Below are 17,007 nucleotides of genomic sequence, written 5' to 3' on the forward strand. Positions count from 1 at the left end.
GGCGAACACGGTGAGCTGAAGGAGCTTTGATCATGATCGAGAAGACGCAATTCTACATCGATGGCCAGTGGACCGACCCCAGGGATGGCAAGCCCCACCAGGTCATCAATCCGTCCAACGAGGAAGCGTTCGCCACGATTTCCCTCGGCGGCCAGGCCGACACCGACGCCGCCGTCGCCGCCGCGCGGCGCGCGCTGAAGGGCTGGATGACCACCCCGGTCGAGGATCGTATCGCCGCGGTCGAGCGGCTGGCCAAGGCCTACGCCGATCGCGCTGACGAGATGGGCGAGGCGATCAGCATGGAAATGGGCGCGCCCATCGACATGTCGAAGTCATCCCAGGTCGGCGCAGGCAGCTGGCACATGGAAGGTTTCATCAAGGCCGCGCGCGAATTCGAGTGGATCGCACCGCTGGGCGATCACGCCCCCAACGACCGCATCGTGCACGAGGCCGTGGGCGTCGTCGCGATGATCACGCCCTGGAACTGGCCCATGAACCAGGTCTCGCTCAAGGTCGCGGCGGCGCTCATCGCGGGCTGCACCATGGTGCTCAAACCGTCCGAGGAATCGCCCCTGTCGGCCATGCTCTTCGCCGAGATGGTCGATGCCGCCGACATTCCGCCGGGCGTCTTCAACCTCGTCAATGGCGACGGTGCGGGCGTCGGCAGCCAGCTTTCGGCGCATGAGGATGTCGACATGGTCAGCTTCACCGGCTCCTCGCGCGCGGGCAAGCTCATCTCGAAGGCCGCCGCCGACACGCTCAAGCGCGTCTCGCTCGAACTGGGCGGGAAAGGCGCGAACCTCATCTTCGCGGATGCCGACGACAAGGCCGTGAAACGCGGTGTCCTGCACTGCATGAACAACTCGGGTCAATCCTGCAACGCGCCCACGCGGATGCTGGTCGAACGCAGCATCTACGACAAGACCGTCGAGACCGCCGCCGAGGTCGCCAACTCGGTCGAGGTGGGCCCCGCCGACAAGCCGGGCAAGCATATCGGCCCGGTCGTGAACGAGACCCAGTTCAACAAGATCCAGGATCTCATCCAGAAGGGCATCGACGAAGGCGCGCGCCTCGTCGCGGGTGGCGTGGGACGGCCCGAGGGCCTCAACCGCGGCTTCTTCGTGCGTCCCACTGTCTTCGCCGACGTCACCAACGACATGACCATCGCGCGCGAGGAGATCTTCGGGCCCGTCCTTTCGATCATGGCCTTCGACACCGAGGACGAGGCCTACGAGATCGCCAACGACACGCCCTACGGCCTCACCAACTATGTCCAGACCCAGGACCCCGAGAAGCTCAAGCGCGCGGCACTCTCGCTACGCTCCGGCATGGTCGAGATGAACGGCCACGGCCGCGGTCAGGGGGCGCCCTTCGGCGGCATGAAACAGTCGGGCAACGGCCGCGAAGGCGGCAAATGGGGCATCGAGGACTTCCTCGAGGTCAAGGCCGTCTCGGGCTGGCCCGAAAAGGCCTGACCAGACGTGGAGATCTGCGCCTTCATCCTGCATCTCACGCGCGCCAGCGCGCGGCGGGAGAACGCGCAGAGCCTTCGCGACACCTGCGGCCTGCCCGCCGAGATCTGGCCAGCCGTCGATGGCGCGGCCATGTCCGCCACAGAACTCGAGGCCCGCGTCGACGCGGGCCTCTTCACGCCCACCTACCCGTTCTCCTTGCGCACCGGTGAAATCGGCTGCTTCCTGTCCCACCGCCAGATCTGGGCCGAGATCGTCCGCCGCGACCTGGACGCCGCGCTGATCCTCGAGGATGACGCGGGGCTCGACCCGGTGCTGTTCGACCGCGCGCTCGACCTTGCCCGCGTGCATGTCTCGGCATTGGGCTACATCCAGTTCCAGACCCGTCCGCCCCGTTCCAATGCCCGTCTCATAGACACCAACGATCCATGTCAGCTTCTGCTTCCGGTCGTGGGCGGGCTGCGCACCACCGCCCAGATCGTGCATCATGAAGCCGCCCGTCGACTGCTCGAGACCTCCTCGCGCTTCGACCGCCCCGTGGACACCTTCGTGCAAAGCCATTGGCAAACCGGGATCAGGCCGGCGATGATCCTTCCCTCGGGCATCTCCGAGATCGCCGACCGGCTCGATGGCTCGACGATCCAGGGCACGGGCAAATCACTCGCGGAGAAAGCATCGCGCGAGGTGAAGCGCGGGCTTTATCGACGGGCCGTCGCACGCGCATCGCGCCATTCCCCGGCGCATGAACCGGAGACGACACATGACTGATCCGGCCCAAGCGATCACCACCCGCCTCTTCGGAGGCGCGGGCAACCAGCTTTTTCAGTACGCCGCCGGACGCGCGCTGGCCGACCGCCTCTGCTGTCCGCTCATCCTCGATGCGCGCTATGTCGCCGGCAGCAAGGACCGCGGCGATTGCTTCTCGCATTTTCGCGACGCGCGCTTCACGCGCGAGGCACCGCTTCCTCCCGCCAAGGATGACGGCCTCCTGCGCTACGGGCTCTGGCGTCTCTTCGGGCGCGCGCCGCGCTTCCATCGCGAGCGCACGCTCGCCTTCGATCCGGGTTTCTTCGATCTCCCGCGCGGCACCTACCTTCACGGATACTGGCAGTCGCCCCGCTACTTTGCGCCGATCGTCGACCGGCTCCGCGATGATCTCGCCTTCACCACGCCACTAGATGCCGCCAATGCCGAGATGGCCACGCGCATCGCCGCCGCGCAGACACCTGTCTCACTCCATGTGCGAAGGGGTGACTATACGGCGACGGGCGCCTATGCGCATTGCCCGCCGGACTACTATCGCGACGGTGCCGCCCGCATCGCGGAGGCGACGGCAGCAAAGCTCACCTGCTTCGTGTTCTCCAACGATCCCGAGTGGGCACGGCACAATCTCGATCTCGGGCACGAGACGGTCATCGTCGATCTCAACGACGAGGCGACAGGCCATTTCGACATGCACCTCATGTCGCTTTGCGCACATCATGTGATCGCAAATTCGACCTTCTCATGGTGGGGTGCGTGGCTCAACCCGTCGCCCGAGAAGATCGTGGTCGCCCCGCGCAACTGGTTCGCAACGCCGAAACTGGCCAATCCCGACCTGATCCCCGACGATTGGATAAGAGCGTGAGCCCGAAACCTTCCCGGCGATGGGATGCACCAGGCAAAAGTGCCCACGCCCTTCCCTGATCCGCCGGTTCCCGCTACACCCGCGACCATGACCCACACACCCCCCGCCGATGCCCGGTTCATTCCCGAAACCGTGCTCAAGCGCGACATCTTTTCCGAGACGATTTCCGGCCATCTCGACGGTGCGCCCGACCTGCCGGTCGTCCTGCGCAAGCTCGACGGCGTGCCGGCCTATGCCCGCCCCCTCGCTTGGTGGCTTGCCCGCAAGGAGATCCGGGGCCTACGCGCCGTGCGGGGCATCGAGGGCTGCCCGGAACTCATCCGCGCCGACCGCGTCGGCCTCTTGCGCAGCTGGACGCAGGGCACCCCGTTGCAGCTCGCCAAACCAGACGACCCGGCGTGGTATGCCGACGCCCGCCGCCTCCTGCGCGAGATGCGCCGCGCCGGTGTCACCCATAACGACATCGCCAAGCCGCAGAACTGGCTCATGACGCCAGAAGGCCGCGCCGCCGTCATCGACTTTCAGCTCGCCTCGGTGCACCGCCGCCGGGGTCGCCTCTTCCGCATCATGGCGCGCGAGGATCTGCGCCACCTCCTGAAGCAGAAGCGCGCCTACGCCCCCCATCTCCTCACCCCGTCCGAACACCGGATGCTCGCGCGGAAATCGCTGCCGTCGCGCGTCTGGATGGCGACCGGGAAACGCGCCTACAACTTCATCACCCGGCGGCTCATGAACTGGTCCGACGGCGAAGGCACGGAGGACCGGATCGAGCGCGACGGCCCGGCGCTCCGCGCCGCGTGGCTTGCGCGGCCCGACGTTTCGGAGGTGGCGCTCTGCACCTATGCCCGGCCCGCCAAGGGTGTCGGCCTCTATGCCTTCGTGGAAACCACATGCGACGAGGCCACGCTGCGCGCCCTTGCGCCCGAACCCCGGCCCGATCTCATCCAGCCCGTCACCCTGCTTCCCCGCGACGCCGGCGGCGCACCCCGGCTCGACGCGCTCGCGCTCATCGCCGCCAACCGCCTCGACGAGCTCGAGCTTCTGACGAAAGCCGACCCCGAGCTGGCCAGGGATGTCGCGCCCATCGTCTCCGCCCGCCTGAACCTCACCGATCGCGATCGCGGCGCATGAGCGTGACTGCGGGCGCAATCGCCCCGGCTCAGAACGGCGCCTTCGCGCGGAACCTCACCCCCTCGCCCCCGTCCGGGTGGCGCAGGCGAAGCTCCTCCGAATGCAACATGAGCCGCGGATGCGCCCGCGCCGCGCCCTCGGCATAGAACGGATCGCCCAGGATCGGGTGGCCCAGCGCCAGCATGTGCACCCGAAGCTGATGGCTGCGCCCGGTCCGGGGAAAGAGGCGCACGCGGCTCTCTTTGTCGGCTGCCTTGAGCACGCGCCAATCCGTGACTGCCGCACGCCCCGTCTCGTGACACACCTTCTGTCGCGGCCGGTTGGGCCAGTCCACCACGAGCGGCAGATCGACGGTGCCGGCCTTCGGCTCGAGCCGTCCCGCGACCCGCGCCACGTAGGTCTTCTTCACCTGCCGTTTCTCGAACTGAAGCCCCAAGTGTCGCTGCGCATGCGGGCTCAGCGCAAAGACCATCACGCCCGAGGTGTCCCGGTCGAGCCTGTGCACGAGCAGAGCCGTGGGAAACACCGCCTCGATCCGCGCGAGCAGGCAATCCGCGAGGTGCGCGCCCTTTCCCGGCACGCTCAGCAGACCGGCGGGCTTCTCCACCACGAGGATCTCGTGATCTTCGTGCAGAACCGCGAGCGGCGTCTCGGGCGGGCGATACTCGTCATTCATCCCGCCGCCTTACAAGAGGCGCCGCGCCCGGTCCAGAGCACGCGGCGGCCATCGCTTCGCGGGACTACCGCAAGGGCCGGACGCGTTACGCCTTCACCCGCTCGCCTTTCGGATCATACATCGGCCGCAGGCTCGCCTCGGCGCGCACCCGTGTGCCCGCCACGTCGATCTCGTAGCGCGACGCCAGCACATCCTCCGCGCTCTCGCTCTTGCAGGGCACATAGCCCATCCCGATCGCGCCGCCGAGGTGATGGCCGTAATTCCCCGAACTAAGGTAGCTCACGATCTCGCCGTCCCGCAGGATCGGCTCATGGTGATAGAGCAGCGGCTCGGGATCGGTCAGGCGGAATTGCACCATCCGGTGCGAAAGCCCCGCCTCCTTCTTGCGGAGCACCGCGTCGCGCCCGATGAACTCGGGCTTCGCTGTCTTCACCGCGAAGCCCAGCCCCGCCTCCAGCACGTGATCCTCGCTCGTGATGTCGTGGCCGAAATGGCGAAAGGCCTTCTCGATGCGGCAACTGTCCATCATGTGCATCCCGCAGAGCTTCAGCCCATGCGCCGCGCCCGCCTCCCAGAGCGTCTCGAAGGCGTGGCCTGCCATGTCCGCGCTCACGTATATCTCCCAGCCCAGCTCGCCCACGTAGCTCACCCGGTGCGCCCGCGCGAGTCCCATGCCAAGCTCGATCTCGCGCGCCATGCCGAAAGGATGCGCCTCGTTCGAGAAATCGGCAGGCGAGACGGCCCGCATCACCTCGCGGGCCTTCGGACCCATGACCGCCAGCACGCCCTCGCCCGCAGTCACATCGGTGATGACGACACCGAAATCTCCCCTGTGGCGCTCCATCCATGTCTGGTCGGCAAGACGCGTGGCCCCCGGCGTCACAACGAGATAGGCGGTCTCCGAAAGACGCGTCACCGTCACATCCGCCTCGATTCCGCCCCTCGCGTTCAGGAACTGCGTATAGACGATCCGCCCCACCGGCACCGAGAAATCGCCGCCGCCCACATGGTTGAGAAAGGCCTCCGCGTCCGGCCCCTCGACCCGCAGCTTGCCGAAGGACGACATGTCGTACATGCCCACGCCCTCGCGCACCGCCCGGTGTTCGGCAGCGGCATTCTCGAACCAGTTCTGCCGGCCCCAGGAATAGACATATTCGCGCGCCTGCCCCTTCTCGGCAAACCAGTTGGCCCGCTCCCACCCCGCCGTTTCGCCAAAGACCGCACCCCGCTCCGCGAGGTGCGCGTGGAAGGGCGAACGCCGCACCCCCCGCGCCGTCGCCTTCTGGCGATAGGGGAAATGGTCGGCATAAAGCAGGCCCAGTGTCTCCTTCGAGCGCTCGAAGAGGTAGTGCCGGTTGCCCTGGAACGGCTGCATCCGCGAGATGTCCACGTCGCCAAGGTCGAAGGGTTTCTCGCCGCTCTCCATCCACAGCGACAGGGCGTGTCCCGCCCCGCCCGCGCTCTGGATGCCGATGGAGTTGAACCCGGCGGCAACCCAGACATTGTCCATTTCGGGACACAGGCCCAGGTGATAGGCATCGTCGGGCGTGAAGCTTTCCGGCCCGTTGAAGAACGTGTGAATCCCCGCCTCGGCCAGGATCGGCATCCGGTTGCACGCGGCTTCGAGGATCGGCTCAAAATGGTCGAAATCCTCGGGCAACTGGTCGAATTCGAAACTTTCGGGAATGCCGTTCATCCCCCAGGGCTTCGATTTCGGCTCGAACGCGCCCAGAAGGATCTTTCCCGCATCCTCTTTGTAATAGGCGCATTCGTCCGGCACCCGCAGGACCGGCAACTGCTCGAGCCCCTTGATCGCCTCGGTCACGATATAGAAGTGCTCGCAGGCATGAAGCGGGACATTGGTGTTCAGCATCGCGCCCACCTCCCGGCCCCACATGCCGGCACAGTTGACCACGTGGTCGCAGGTAACATGGCCGGTCTCGCCGCCTTCATCGGCGGTCCAGTCCACGCCCGTCACGCGCCGCCCGTCCCGGGTGACACCCGTGACCTTGATCCGCTCCTTCACCAGCGCGCCGCGCTGCCGCGCGCCCTTGGCGAGCGCGAGCGCGATATTGGCCGGGTCCGCCTGCCCGTCGGTCGGAAGCCAGACGCCCCCGGTGACATCCTCGACGTTGAGATGGGGGTATTTCTCCTTGATCTCGGCCGGCGAAAGTTCTTCCACCGACACGCCGAAGGCCCGGGCCATCGCCGCGGCACGGTGAAGCTCTTCCAGCCGCTCCCCGGTCAGCGCGGCCGACACCGAGCCGCATTGCCGCAACCCGGTCGCGACACCCGTTTCCTCCTCGAGCCCGCGATACAGTTCCGCCGTGTAGCGCGCGAGCTTCGTCATGTTGGACGACGCCCGCAACTGTCCGATCAGGCCCGCCGCGTGCCATGTCGTCCCGCTCGTCAACTGCTTGCGTTCCAGCAGGACGACATCGCTCCAGCCCAGCTTCGCCAGGTGATAGGCGACCGAACAGCCGACAACGCCGCCTCCGATTATGACGACGCGCGCGTGGGTTGGCAGGGACATGATGGCAGGCTCCGATCTCGTGGGTTGCCGCCCGACCATGCCGCGCATTTCCCGGCCCTGCCCTATGCAAAAGCGTCACTCAGACGGTGAAATTCAGCACCAAGCCGACAGCGCGGGCGGCCCGGGCGAACTCCATCTCATCCCGAACCGCCTGCCTTGGCGCCCTTGTCCACCGCTCGCGCTGGCGAAAACCCGCCGCAGCAGGCCCGCAAAGCTTGCGCGACCGCGATTCGATCCGCAGAAAAGGCGCGTATTCACTTGGAACATCGGTCCCATGCGCCACACGCTTCTCGTTCTCACGCTCCTGCTCACCGCCTGCTCCGCAAGGATGCCCGAAGTGGCTCCGAAGCCCACGGCCCTCGCCCTCCATCCGGGCGAAACCCCGGAAATCCGCGCCCTCGTCAACAAGTATGCCGACGCCTACGAGGTGCCGCGCCCGCTTGTGCATCGCGTGATCCAGCGCGAAAGCGACTATCGTCCGGGCGCCCGCAACGGCCCCTATTACGGCATGATGCAGATCCTGCCCGAAACCGCCGGCCAGATGGGCTTCCGCGGCAAGCCCTCGGATCTTCTCGATGCCGAGACCAACCTGAAATACGCGGTCAAGTACCTGCGCGGCGCGTGGCTCGTCTCGGACGGAAGCATGGACGACGCGGTCATGTGGTATGCGCGCGGCTACTACTACCAGGCCCGCAACCGCTGCCAGCTTGTCGAGACGGGGCTTCTCAACCGCGAAATCGCCAAGCACTGCCGCTGATCGCGGCTGCGGCGAGGGCGCGTCAGTAGAGCGAACGGCGGTAAAGCGCGTCCACGCCCGCTTGGCTCGTGTCCTCGACCTCGACCTCGGCATGGTCCCGCACGATCTCGGAGAGCGTGTCGACCGGGCGGGTTGGGGCCCAGGTTTCGGGCGTCCACAGCCCCCCGCGAAGCGGTGCCTTGCCACAATGCAGGAATATCTCGCGCGCCGCCACCCGCAGCACCGTCCGGGGCGCACGCCCCTTGATCGCGAACCGCGCGCAAAGCTCGGAGCCTTCCTCGATACTGGCCCGGCCGTTGACGCGCAGCGTCTCGTCCACACCGGGGATAAGGAAGATCACCGCCACCTCGGGATTGCGCAACAGGTTCAGCATCCCGTCCAGCCGGTTGTTGCCCGGCCGGTCGGGGATCAGCAGATGCCGGTCGTCCTCGACCTCCACGAACCCCGCCGGATCGCCCTTGGGCGACACGTCGAGCGTCTCTCCATCCGTCGTGGCGATGACAAGGAACGGGCTCGCCGCGATGAACTCCCGGCAGTGCCGGTCGAAGCGGTCGATGGCCTTCGCCGCCGCGCGCGGGCTCGCCTCGCCGTAAAGCTCGCGCAATCTCGCCTCGGTCATCATGAACCCGGTCCTCCATGCGTCGCCTCGGCCGGGATCGTCCCGCTCGGGGTCGGCCCGCTCACCGCAACACCTTTCCCTCCGGCCACTCCAGCTCCTGTTCGAGCGTGATCACCTGTGTCTCGCCCGGGGCAATGTCAAAGCGCCATTCGAGGATGCCGCGCTCGCCATCCACGTCCCGGGTGTCGGGCATCGGTGTCGCTTCCCAGTCGATCTCCAGGTCTTCCTGCTCGGTATAGGGCACGCGATCCGTAAGGCGCACGGGCCATGCGCGCGCCGTGAGGTTCTCCACCTCGATCCGCACCCTCTCGCTCAGGTCGTTCGACCGGCTGATCACGCCCCGGTCCCCCTCCTCGCGGTCTTCGACCTGACGCTTGAGGCGCAGTCCCTCGATCGGGCCGAAGGCGATGTCGGTCTCCGCGCCCACCGGGACGAGATCGGTGAAGCCCCGCCCCACGTAACGCCCATCGAGATATTTCATCACCTCGCCGGGCAGGATCAGTTCGCCCGTCTCGTTGGTCATCCCGGCCACCAGGAAGGCGGTGCGATCGGCCAGCGGCACGGCGCGGGCATAGACCTCCGTCTCGGTGGTCAACTCGCCCAGGGTCACCCGCACCCGGTCGGCCCCCGAGGCAAGCGTCACGGGCTCGGGATAGCTGTAGGTCACCGCCAGCCCGTCATAGTCGGCATCCGCCACGATGACCGGCGCGGGCGCCTCCGCCATGTCACCCTCGGCACGGCTCTCGGAATAGGCGGGCTCCATCTGCAGATCGGTCACGGCCCCGTGGGTCTGGCGCTTCACCTGCGCCTCGTCCTCGATCCAGCGCCGCCAGGGATGTATCTCGCTCGGATCGGTCTGGTCGCTCGGCCGCACGGTGGAGAGGCTCAGGGCAACCCCTTCCCAGTTCTCGCCGGTGGCCTGTGCGACATAGGCGCCGCGCTCGATGGTGAGCGCTCCGCTTTCGCGTTCGAGCCGCATGTCATAAACCGGGCCCCAGGATGCCTCTGCCACGTTGTAGGTCAGCGTCAGGCGCCCCTCGCCCGCCGCCTCCGCCTCGACAGCCACGGCCAGCAGGGCACGCGGGGTGTCCTGCGGCACCAGCGCGGCCAGCGCGTCGCGCGCCTTCTGCAACGCCTCGCGCGTGTCCTCGAGGTTCCGTTCCGCTTCCTCGGCGCGAAGCCGCGCCTCATGCGCCGCGACCTTGGCGGCAAGCGTCTCTTCCCCGATCATCCGCGACAGGTCGCGCAGGGTGGTGACGTCCATTCCCGCCACACCCTCGCCCGAGCCGAGATATCCCAGGAACGCGATGCGCGCCGCCGCAGCCTCCTCGGCCAGTTCGATACGCCGGATCTCGGCCAGCGCATCGCGCAGGTCCTCTTCCAGCCGTTCGACCTCGGCCTCCGCGGCCTCGATCGCGGCGGATTTCGTATCGTCCCTCGGCGGAACATAGTCCTGCCGCGCCGTCACAGCGCCCAGCGTCGCGCCCTCGACCGCGACGCGCACCGAGCCCAGGTCCGTGTTCCGCGGCAGGTCGAGCACGATCAGGTCGTGGCTCCCCTCGGTCACATCGAAGCTCGCCTCGCGGATCACCGTCCCGCCCCTTGGGTAAAGGGTCACCGTGCTCACATCGGTCTCGACCGGGATGTCCGCGGCCCAGATCACCGAGGGAAAGACCGCGAGAATGAGGGGAAGGGCGCGCATGGAAAATCCTCCTTGGAATACAGGGCGCATGATCGCAGTCGGCTGGCCGATTGCAAACACCGCCCCGCATCATACGCGAAAAAACGCGCGCCGTGATCGCTTTCCCGAAAGGAAAAGGGGCCGAGATCCCCGCAAGATCCCGGCCCCGTCTCTCGGCCTGCCGGGCTCCCGCCCGAGCGTCACCGCTCAGCCCTTCTTCAGGACCCGGTTGCCCAGCGTCTCGGCGATCTGCACCGCGTTGAGTGCCGCGCCCTTGCGCAGGTTGTCACTGACACACCAGAGGTTGAGGCCGTTCTCGACCGTCGTGTCCTGGCGGATGCGGCTGATGAAGGTGGCGAAATCGCCCACGCATTCCTTGGGCGTGACGTATCCGCCGTCCTCGCGCTTGTCGATCACCATGATGCCGGGGGCCTCGCGCAGGATATCGCGGGCCTCGTCCTCGTCGAGATATTCCTCGAACTCGATGTTTATCGCCTCCGAATGGCCAACGAAGACCGGCACCCGCACGCAGGTCGCCGTGACCTTGATCGCGGGATCCACGATCTTCTTGGTCTCGGCCACCATCTTCCATTCCTCCTTGGTCGATCCGTCCTCCATGAAGACGTCGATATGCGGAATGACGTTGAAGGCGATTTCCTTCTGGAACTTCTTCGGCGGCACCTCCGAGGTGGGGTTGTAGACCGATTTGGTCTGGTCCCAGAGCTCGTCCATCCCGTCCTTGCCCGCGCCGCTCACCGACTGGTAGGTCGAGACGACCACGCGCTTGATCCGCGCGCGATCATGCAGCGGCTTCAGCGCCACGACCATCTGCGCGGTCGAGCAGTTGGGGTTCGCGATGATGCCCTTCTTGGCATAGCCGTCGACCGCCTCCGGGTTGCACTCGGGCACGACCAGCGGGACGTCCGGGTCGTAGCGGTAGAGCGAGGAGTTGTCGATCACGACGCAACCGGCCTTCGCGGCCTTCGGGGCATATTGCTTGGTCGCCTCCGATCCGATCGCGAAAAGCGCGATGTCCCAACCGGTGAAATCGAACGCGTCCAGGTCCTTTGTCTTCAGGGTTCGGTCACCGAAGCTCACCTCGGTCCCGAGCGACCGGCGCGACGCGAGTGCCGCGATCTCATCGACCGGAAACTGGCGCTCGGCCAGGATGTTCAGCATTTCGCGGCCCACGTTGCCCGTGGCGCCCACGACGACGACCTTGTAACCCATGGTGTTCCCTCCGGATGCTGGGGGTTGGCCCGCGCCTCATATCCCCAACGCGGGGCAAGGGGAAGGGGGCGGAGCGGCTCAGCGCGCGGCGTCGCGGCTCCAGAGGTAGACGAGCGTGCCCAGAAGCGCGCTCAGTCCGAAGAACCCGAAGAGCGCCGCGTAGCCCGCCTCGACGCCCGCGCCCTGCTGAACCGCGCGGTAAAGCGGGGCGGTGCCGAATTGCATGATCCCCGCACCGCCGATCCCGAACAGGTTGAGAAGCGTCACCCCCCGCCCGGCCAGGTGCGGCGGCACGAAGGCGCGGGCATGGGCGATCACCACCGGATAGCTCGCCCCGCTGAGCCCGATCAACGCGCAAAGCGTCACCGACAATCCCACGCTCACCCCCACGCTCATCGCCAGCGCGAGGCACAGCAGACCGCAGGCGAGGTTTGCGCCGAAACACACCCATTTCTGCGTGCCCAGCAGCCGGTCGAGCGGCCCGATCAGGAACGTGCCCGCGATCATCGCGCAGCCCATGATCAGCGTCGCCTGTCCGATCTGGCTTGTTCCGAGGCCGTGGACATCGGCCATGTAGGGCCCGATCCAGAGCCCCCGGATCGCCGCGGTCGGACCATAGGCCACGAACATGAGCGCGAGGATCGGCCAGAGGACCGGCATCCTCAGCAAGTCGAGGATCGACCCGCGCGCGTCGCCCTCCACCGCGTCCGGGTCGCGGACCACGACCCGGATGCCGATGCCCACCGCCGCCGACAGAAACGCCAGCCCCCACATCGCCTCGCGCCAGCCGAAGGTCTCGGTCGCCCAGGCCATCGGCCACGCCGCCACGAGGTTGCCCAGCGAGCCCACGCCCAGCATCACGGCTGCCAGCGTCGCGAACCGGACGGGCTCGAACTGTCGCGCGATGATGTAATAGGCCGCCATCAGGACCGGAGAGCACCCCATCCCGATCAGCCCCATGGCAAGCGTCACGTGCCACGGGTTCGCCGCCAGTGCGAAAACCGCGGCCCCGCCGCCCCCGCCCAGCGTGAGAAGCACCGCCGCCGTCCGGCTCGGCCCCAGCCTGTCAAGCGCCCAGCCGACCGCCGGCTGCATTCCCGCGAATACCGCGAACCAGACGCCCGACGCGAAGGCCAGGTCGCCCGGCCCCGCCCCGAGGTCGCGCCCCAGCGCCTCTCCGAGAACCGCGAGGAACGCCCGGAAAAACTGGCTCAGCACGTAAGCTAGGGTCAGAAGGGCAAGGCCCGCGCGCATCTCCGCTCGGTCTCCGCAAGGATCGGGTCCGCGATGCGTGGCATGCCGCACCGGAATTGACAAGTGCGCCCTTGGCCGAAGCCCCGAGCTAGATCGGATAGCTCGGCAACTTGCGGAACGCATCCTTGAGCGCGTCGCCCCAGGTCTCCGAGATCCGCTGGTAGATGCTGTCGGTGCCTTCGACCCGCGTTCGCCGGTCCGAGCTGAACGATCCGGTCTCGTACACCTCCACGTCGAAGGGAAGACCCACGCCGAGGTTGGCCTTCACGGTCGAGTCGAACGAGATGAGCAGGAGCTTCACCGCGTCCTCGAAACTCATCGCCGGATCGTAGGCCCGGACGAGGATGGGCTTGCCGTATTTCGTCTCCCCGATCTGGAGGAACGGGGTGTCGGCGGTGATCTCGATGAAGTTCCCCTCCGGATAGACGAGGAAGATGGTCGGCTCGCCGCCCTTGATCTGCCCGCCCACGATGACCGACGCGCTGAAGCGGTCTTCCGAGGCCTGTCCGTTCGGACTGCTCGAGGCGATCACTTCCTTGAGCGTCGATCCCACGAGGCGCGCGACCTGGAACATGGTGGGCTGCCGCAGGATGCTCGGGTCACGCTCCTCGGCCTGGACCGAGCGTTCCTCCAGCAGGCTGACCATCGCCTGTGTCGTAGCGAGGTTGCCCGCCGTCATCACGGTCAACTTTCGCTCGCCGGGAACGGTCCAGGTGAACATCTTCCGCGCGACCGAGAAATTGTCCACGCCCGCGTTGGTGCGTGTGTCCGACATGAAGACCAGACCGCTCTCGATCCGCATGCCAACGCAATATGTCATGGTGATTCGCCTGTAGGAAAGGGGTTCGCCCTGTCTATTGCTGCACTTGCAGGGATACAATCATCGCTTCATCCGACGACCCGAGACGCATCCCCGAGACCGGTGCCGCACCCCGCGCATCGCGGCCCATCGCGATACGCACGTATTTCTCGTCCGGCGACACCCCGTTCGAGACGTCGAACCCGACCCAGCCGAGGCCGTCCACATGCGCCTCCGCCCAGGCATGGCTCGCGTCCTGGTCGACCTGCTCGTTGAGCATGAGGTAGCCGCTGACGTAGCGGGCCGGGAAACCCGCCGCACGGGCCGCGGCGATGAAGATATGCGTGTGGTCCTGGCAGACCCCGCGCCCTATCCCCAGCGCCTCCTCGGCGGTGGTATCCGCGTTCGTCGGCCCAAGCTCGTAGGGCGCGGCGGTCAGGATGGCCGCCGAAAGCGCGTGCAGCCCTTCCAGCGTCGTCTCGTGCCGCGCCACCTGCTCGGCCAGCTTCGCGATGCGCTTGCCGGGCAGGGTCACGGGGGTCGGCTGCCTGAAATGCCAAAGCGGCGCCCTCCCGTAGACCCGGCCCAGAACGCCCGAGCCATCCTTCGTGATCGCCGTGCCCGACGCCGTGATCCTGAGCGTTGTGGCCCCCGGATCGGTGCTCACGAGGTCGGTGTGGTTGCCGTAATGATCGCGATAGCTCGCCTCGATCCGCCCCCCCTCGATGGCAAGATCCCACTCCGCGATCTCCTGGACGGGCCAGTCGGTCGGACGAAGCCGGACCTTCTGCAACGCGTAATGCACCGGCTCGTCGTAGTCGTATTGCGTGGTATGGGTGATCCTGAGCTGCATCTACCGATTGAACCTGTAATCCTGCTCGAGCTGTTGCCCGAGCGCTGCGACATCGCGGATCACGGACCCCAGGAACTCGTGCAGCCCCTCGTCGAAGATTGCCGCGATATCGCGTTTTTCCAACCGCGCGTTGAGCGCATCGGCCAGCTCGTGGGTCCTGACCCGTTCCCCGTAATCGTCGGCGAGATACCCCAGGCTCGCCACGATCTGCGCGACGCAGAACGACAGCGAGCGCGGCATCCGCCGGTCGAGGATGAGAAATTCCGCGATGGCCGGCGCGGTGTAATCGCCCTCCACGGCCCAGCGAAACGCGCGATGCGCCGAGACCGAGCGGAGCAGCGTCTCCCATTGCACGTTATCGAGCCGTCCGCCCACCAGCGACGAGGCCGGCAGAAGCGCGTGATACTTCACGTCGATGATGCGGGCGGTGCTGTCGGTGCGCTCGATATGGATGCCGAGCTGGCAGAAATGATAGCTGTCCTTGCGCAGCATCGTGCCGGTCAGCGCCCCGCGCACCAGCGCGCATTGATGCCGGATCGCGGCCAGCACCTCGGGCAACTCGGTCTCCTTCACCGGCTTGGCCAGCAGGTCGACAAGGAGCATCCAGGTCTCGTTCACCGCCGACCACACCTCGGTCGTGAGCGCCGTGCGCACCAGCCGCGCGTTGTCCCGCGCGATCTTGACCGACGACAGCACCGAACCCGGATTGTCGGGATCCCGCAGAAGGAAATTCGTGACCTGCGCACTGTTGTAGCCGTCGTGCTTCGCCTCGTAGGCCGCCTGCGCCGCCGAGGTGACGATGACCGATTTCCACTCGCCCTCCGCTTCGGTCGAGCGCGTCAGCGCGATGCGGAAGCCCGCCTCGATGAGCCGCGCGGTGTTCTCCGCCCGCTCCAGCGAGCGGAACATCCAGTAGAGGCCACCTGCGGTCTTGCCCAGCATCAGTCTTCCAATACCCACGTATCCTTGGTGCCGCCGCCCTGGCTCGAGTTGACGACAAGGCTCCCCGCCTTGAGCGCCACCCGCGTCAGGCCGCCGGGGGTGATGTTGATCCCCTTGGGCGACACCTGCACGAAGGGGCGCAGATCGACATGGCGCGGCGCAAGACCCTTCTTCTTGAAGATCGGCACGGTCGAGAGCGACAGCGTCGGCTGCGCGATGTAGTTGGCGGGCCGTGCCTTGAGCTTCGCGGCGAACTCCGAAAGTTCCCGCTTGCTGGCCGCCGGACCGACGAGCATCCCGTATCCGCCCGAGCCATGCACCTCCTTGACCACCAGCTCGGCGAGGTTGTCGAGCACGTAGTTCAGCGCCTCGGGGTCCGAACACCTGTGCGTCTCGACATTCTTCAGGATCGCCTTCTCGCCGGTGTAGAATTCCACGATATCGGGCATGTAGCTGTAGATAGCCTTGTCGTCGGCCACCCCGGTGCCGGGCGCGTTGGCGATGGTGATATTGCCCGCACGATAGACATCCATGATCCCCGGCACACCCAGCATCGAGGACGGGTTGAACGTGAGCGGGTCGAGAAACTCGTCATCCACCCGGCGGTAGAGCACGTCGATCCGCCGGTAGCCCCGCGTCGTGCGCATCGCGATATACCCGTCCACGACCCGCAGGTCATGCCCCTCGACCAGCTCGACCCCCATCTGGTCCGCGAGGAAGCTGTGCTCGTAATAGGCCGAGTTGTACATGCCGGGCGTCAGGACCGCGACGCAGGGCCGCCCGGTGCAGCTTTCGGGCGCACAGGCCCCCAGCGAGCGTCGCAGGTTCTTGGGATAGTCGCTGACCGGCTGGACCTTGATCTTGCTGAACAGTTCCGGGAACATCTGGAGCATCGTCTCGCGGTTCTCGAGCATGTAGCTCACGCCCGAGGGCGTGCGCGCATTGTCCTCGAGCACGTAGAACTCGTCCTCCCCGGTGCGCACGATGTCGGTGCCGACGATATGGGTATAGACACCCCCCGGCGGGGTAAAATCCATCATCTCCGGCAGAAACGCGTCGTTCTGCGCGATCAACTCCGTCGGCACGACACCCGCGCGCAGGATCTCCTGCCGGTTGTAGATGTCGTGCAGGAAGGCGTTGATCCCCTGCACCCGTTGCTCGATGCCCCTCGAAAGCCTGGTCCACTCCTGGCTGGACAGGATACGCGGCACGAGGTCGAACGGAATGAGCCGTTCCTCCGCGTCACTGTCGCCGTAGACGTTGAAGGTGATCCCCGAGCGCCGGAAGAACGCCTCCGACTGCGCCGCCTTCTTCTCGAGCCGCGCCGCATCCTGCTCCGAGAACCAAGCCGCGTAGGAGGCATAGGGGGGCCGGACACCCTCCGATGTCTGCATCTCGCTGAAGTGCGTCTCGTCTGAACTCATGCCCAAACC

At 66.7% G+C, this 17,007-nt stretch carries 15 protein-coding genes; 5 read left to right on the top strand and 10 right to left on the bottom strand.

Translation table 11 applies throughout. The annotated features are described in order from the left end of the window. Positions 1–32 precede the first annotated feature (32 nt). The 4 genes from K1T73_RS14430 to K1T73_RS14445 all read left to right on the top strand — a co-directional run bounded on the left by K1T73_RS14430 (position 33) and on the right by K1T73_RS14445 (position 4,230). Positions 33–1,475 carry an aldehyde dehydrogenase family protein gene (locus K1T73_RS14430; RefSeq protein ID WP_220601370.1) on the top strand — a complete coding sequence of 481 codons (1,443 nt, stop codon included), beginning with the start codon at positions 33–35 and terminating at the stop codon, positions 1,473–1,475. 6 nt (positions 1,476–1,481) lie between these two features. Beyond that, positions 1,482–2,240, top strand: coding sequence for a glycosyltransferase family 25 protein (locus K1T73_RS14435; protein ID WP_220601371.1), 759 nt, complete (start codon positions 1,482–1,484; stop codon positions 2,238–2,240). Further along, on the top strand, positions 2,233–3,099 hold the full coding sequence (locus K1T73_RS14440; protein ID WP_220601372.1) for an alpha-1,2-fucosyltransferase: 867 nt from the start codon (positions 2,233–2,235) through the stop codon (positions 3,097–3,099). Before K1T73_RS14435 ends, K1T73_RS14440 begins: the two co-directional genes overlap by 8 nt. Positions 3,100–3,186: 87 nt before the next feature. Beyond that, on the top strand, positions 3,187–4,230 hold the full coding sequence (locus tag K1T73_RS14445) for a serine/threonine protein kinase (protein WP_220601373.1): 1,044 nt from the start codon (positions 3,187–3,189) through the stop codon (positions 4,228–4,230). 28 nt (positions 4,231–4,258) lie between these two features. Here the strand turns inward: K1T73_RS14445 and K1T73_RS14450 are convergent, their stop codons facing one another. After that, positions 4,259–4,906, bottom strand: a complete 648-nt coding sequence (locus K1T73_RS14450; RefSeq protein WP_220601374.1) for an RluA family pseudouridine synthase — start codon at positions 4,904–4,906, stop codon at positions 4,259–4,261. Between the two features lie 85 nt (positions 4,907–4,991). Then, on the bottom strand, positions 4,992–7,439 hold the full coding sequence (locus K1T73_RS14455; protein ID WP_220601375.1) for an FAD-dependent oxidoreductase: 2,448 nt from the start codon (positions 7,437–7,439) through the stop codon (positions 4,992–4,994). 274 nt (positions 7,440–7,713) lie between these two features. Here K1T73_RS14455 and K1T73_RS14460 point away from each other — a divergent pair, with 274 nt between their 5' ends. After that, the gene (locus tag K1T73_RS14460; protein WP_220601376.1) at positions 7,714–8,196 is read left to right on the top strand and encodes a transglycosylase SLT domain-containing protein; all 483 of its coding nucleotides are present in this window, start codon (positions 7,714–7,716) and stop codon (positions 8,194–8,196) included. Between the two features lie 22 nt (positions 8,197–8,218). Here K1T73_RS14460 and K1T73_RS14465 read toward each other — a convergent pair whose 3' ends face one another. The 8 genes from K1T73_RS14465 to K1T73_RS14500 form a co-directional block, all read right to left on the bottom strand. Then, positions 8,219–8,818, bottom strand: coding sequence for a pyridoxamine 5'-phosphate oxidase family protein (locus K1T73_RS14465; RefSeq protein ID WP_220601377.1), 600 nt, complete (start codon positions 8,816–8,818; stop codon positions 8,219–8,221). A gap of 58 nt (positions 8,819–8,876) precedes the next feature. Then, on the bottom strand, positions 8,877–10,517 hold the full coding sequence (locus K1T73_RS14470) for a DUF4139 domain-containing protein (protein ID WP_220601378.1): 1,641 nt from the start codon (positions 10,515–10,517) through the stop codon (positions 8,877–8,879). Positions 10,518–10,703: 186 nt separating this feature from the next. Continuing rightward, positions 10,704–11,726 (bottom strand): aspartate-semialdehyde dehydrogenase, encoded by a 1,023-nt coding sequence (locus K1T73_RS14475; RefSeq protein WP_220601379.1) that lies wholly within the window; start codon positions 11,724–11,726, stop codon positions 10,704–10,706. Positions 11,727–11,804: 78 nt separating this feature from the next. Beyond that, positions 11,805–12,980, bottom strand: a complete 1,176-nt coding sequence (locus tag K1T73_RS14480; protein ID WP_220601380.1) for an MFS transporter — start codon at positions 12,978–12,980, stop codon at positions 11,805–11,807. 88 nt (positions 12,981–13,068) lie between these two features. Beyond that, positions 13,069–13,800, bottom strand: a complete 732-nt coding sequence (locus K1T73_RS14485; RefSeq protein ID WP_220601381.1) for a peptidase — start codon at positions 13,798–13,800, stop codon at positions 13,069–13,071. A gap of 34 nt (positions 13,801–13,834) precedes the next feature. Next, positions 13,835–14,632, bottom strand: coding sequence for a transglutaminase family protein (locus K1T73_RS14490; protein ID WP_220601382.1), 798 nt, complete (start codon positions 14,630–14,632; stop codon positions 13,835–13,837). Then, positions 14,633–15,574: an alpha-E domain-containing protein gene (locus K1T73_RS14495; RefSeq protein WP_220601383.1), complete on the bottom strand. Its 942-nt coding sequence runs from the start codon at positions 15,572–15,574 to the stop codon at positions 14,633–14,635. Continuing rightward, the gene (locus K1T73_RS14500) at positions 15,574–16,998 is read right to left on the bottom strand and encodes a circularly permuted type 2 ATP-grasp protein (RefSeq protein WP_220601384.1); all 1,425 of its coding nucleotides are present in this window, start codon (positions 16,996–16,998) and stop codon (positions 15,574–15,576) included. Before K1T73_RS14500 ends, K1T73_RS14495 begins: the two co-directional genes overlap by 1 nt. Positions 16,999–17,007 lie beyond the last annotated feature (9 nt).

The organism is Roseovarius sp. SCSIO 43702 (assembly GCF_019599045.1).
In the GTDB taxonomy this organism is placed as follows: domain Bacteria; phylum Pseudomonadota; class Alphaproteobacteria; order Rhodobacterales; family Rhodobacteraceae; genus Roseovarius.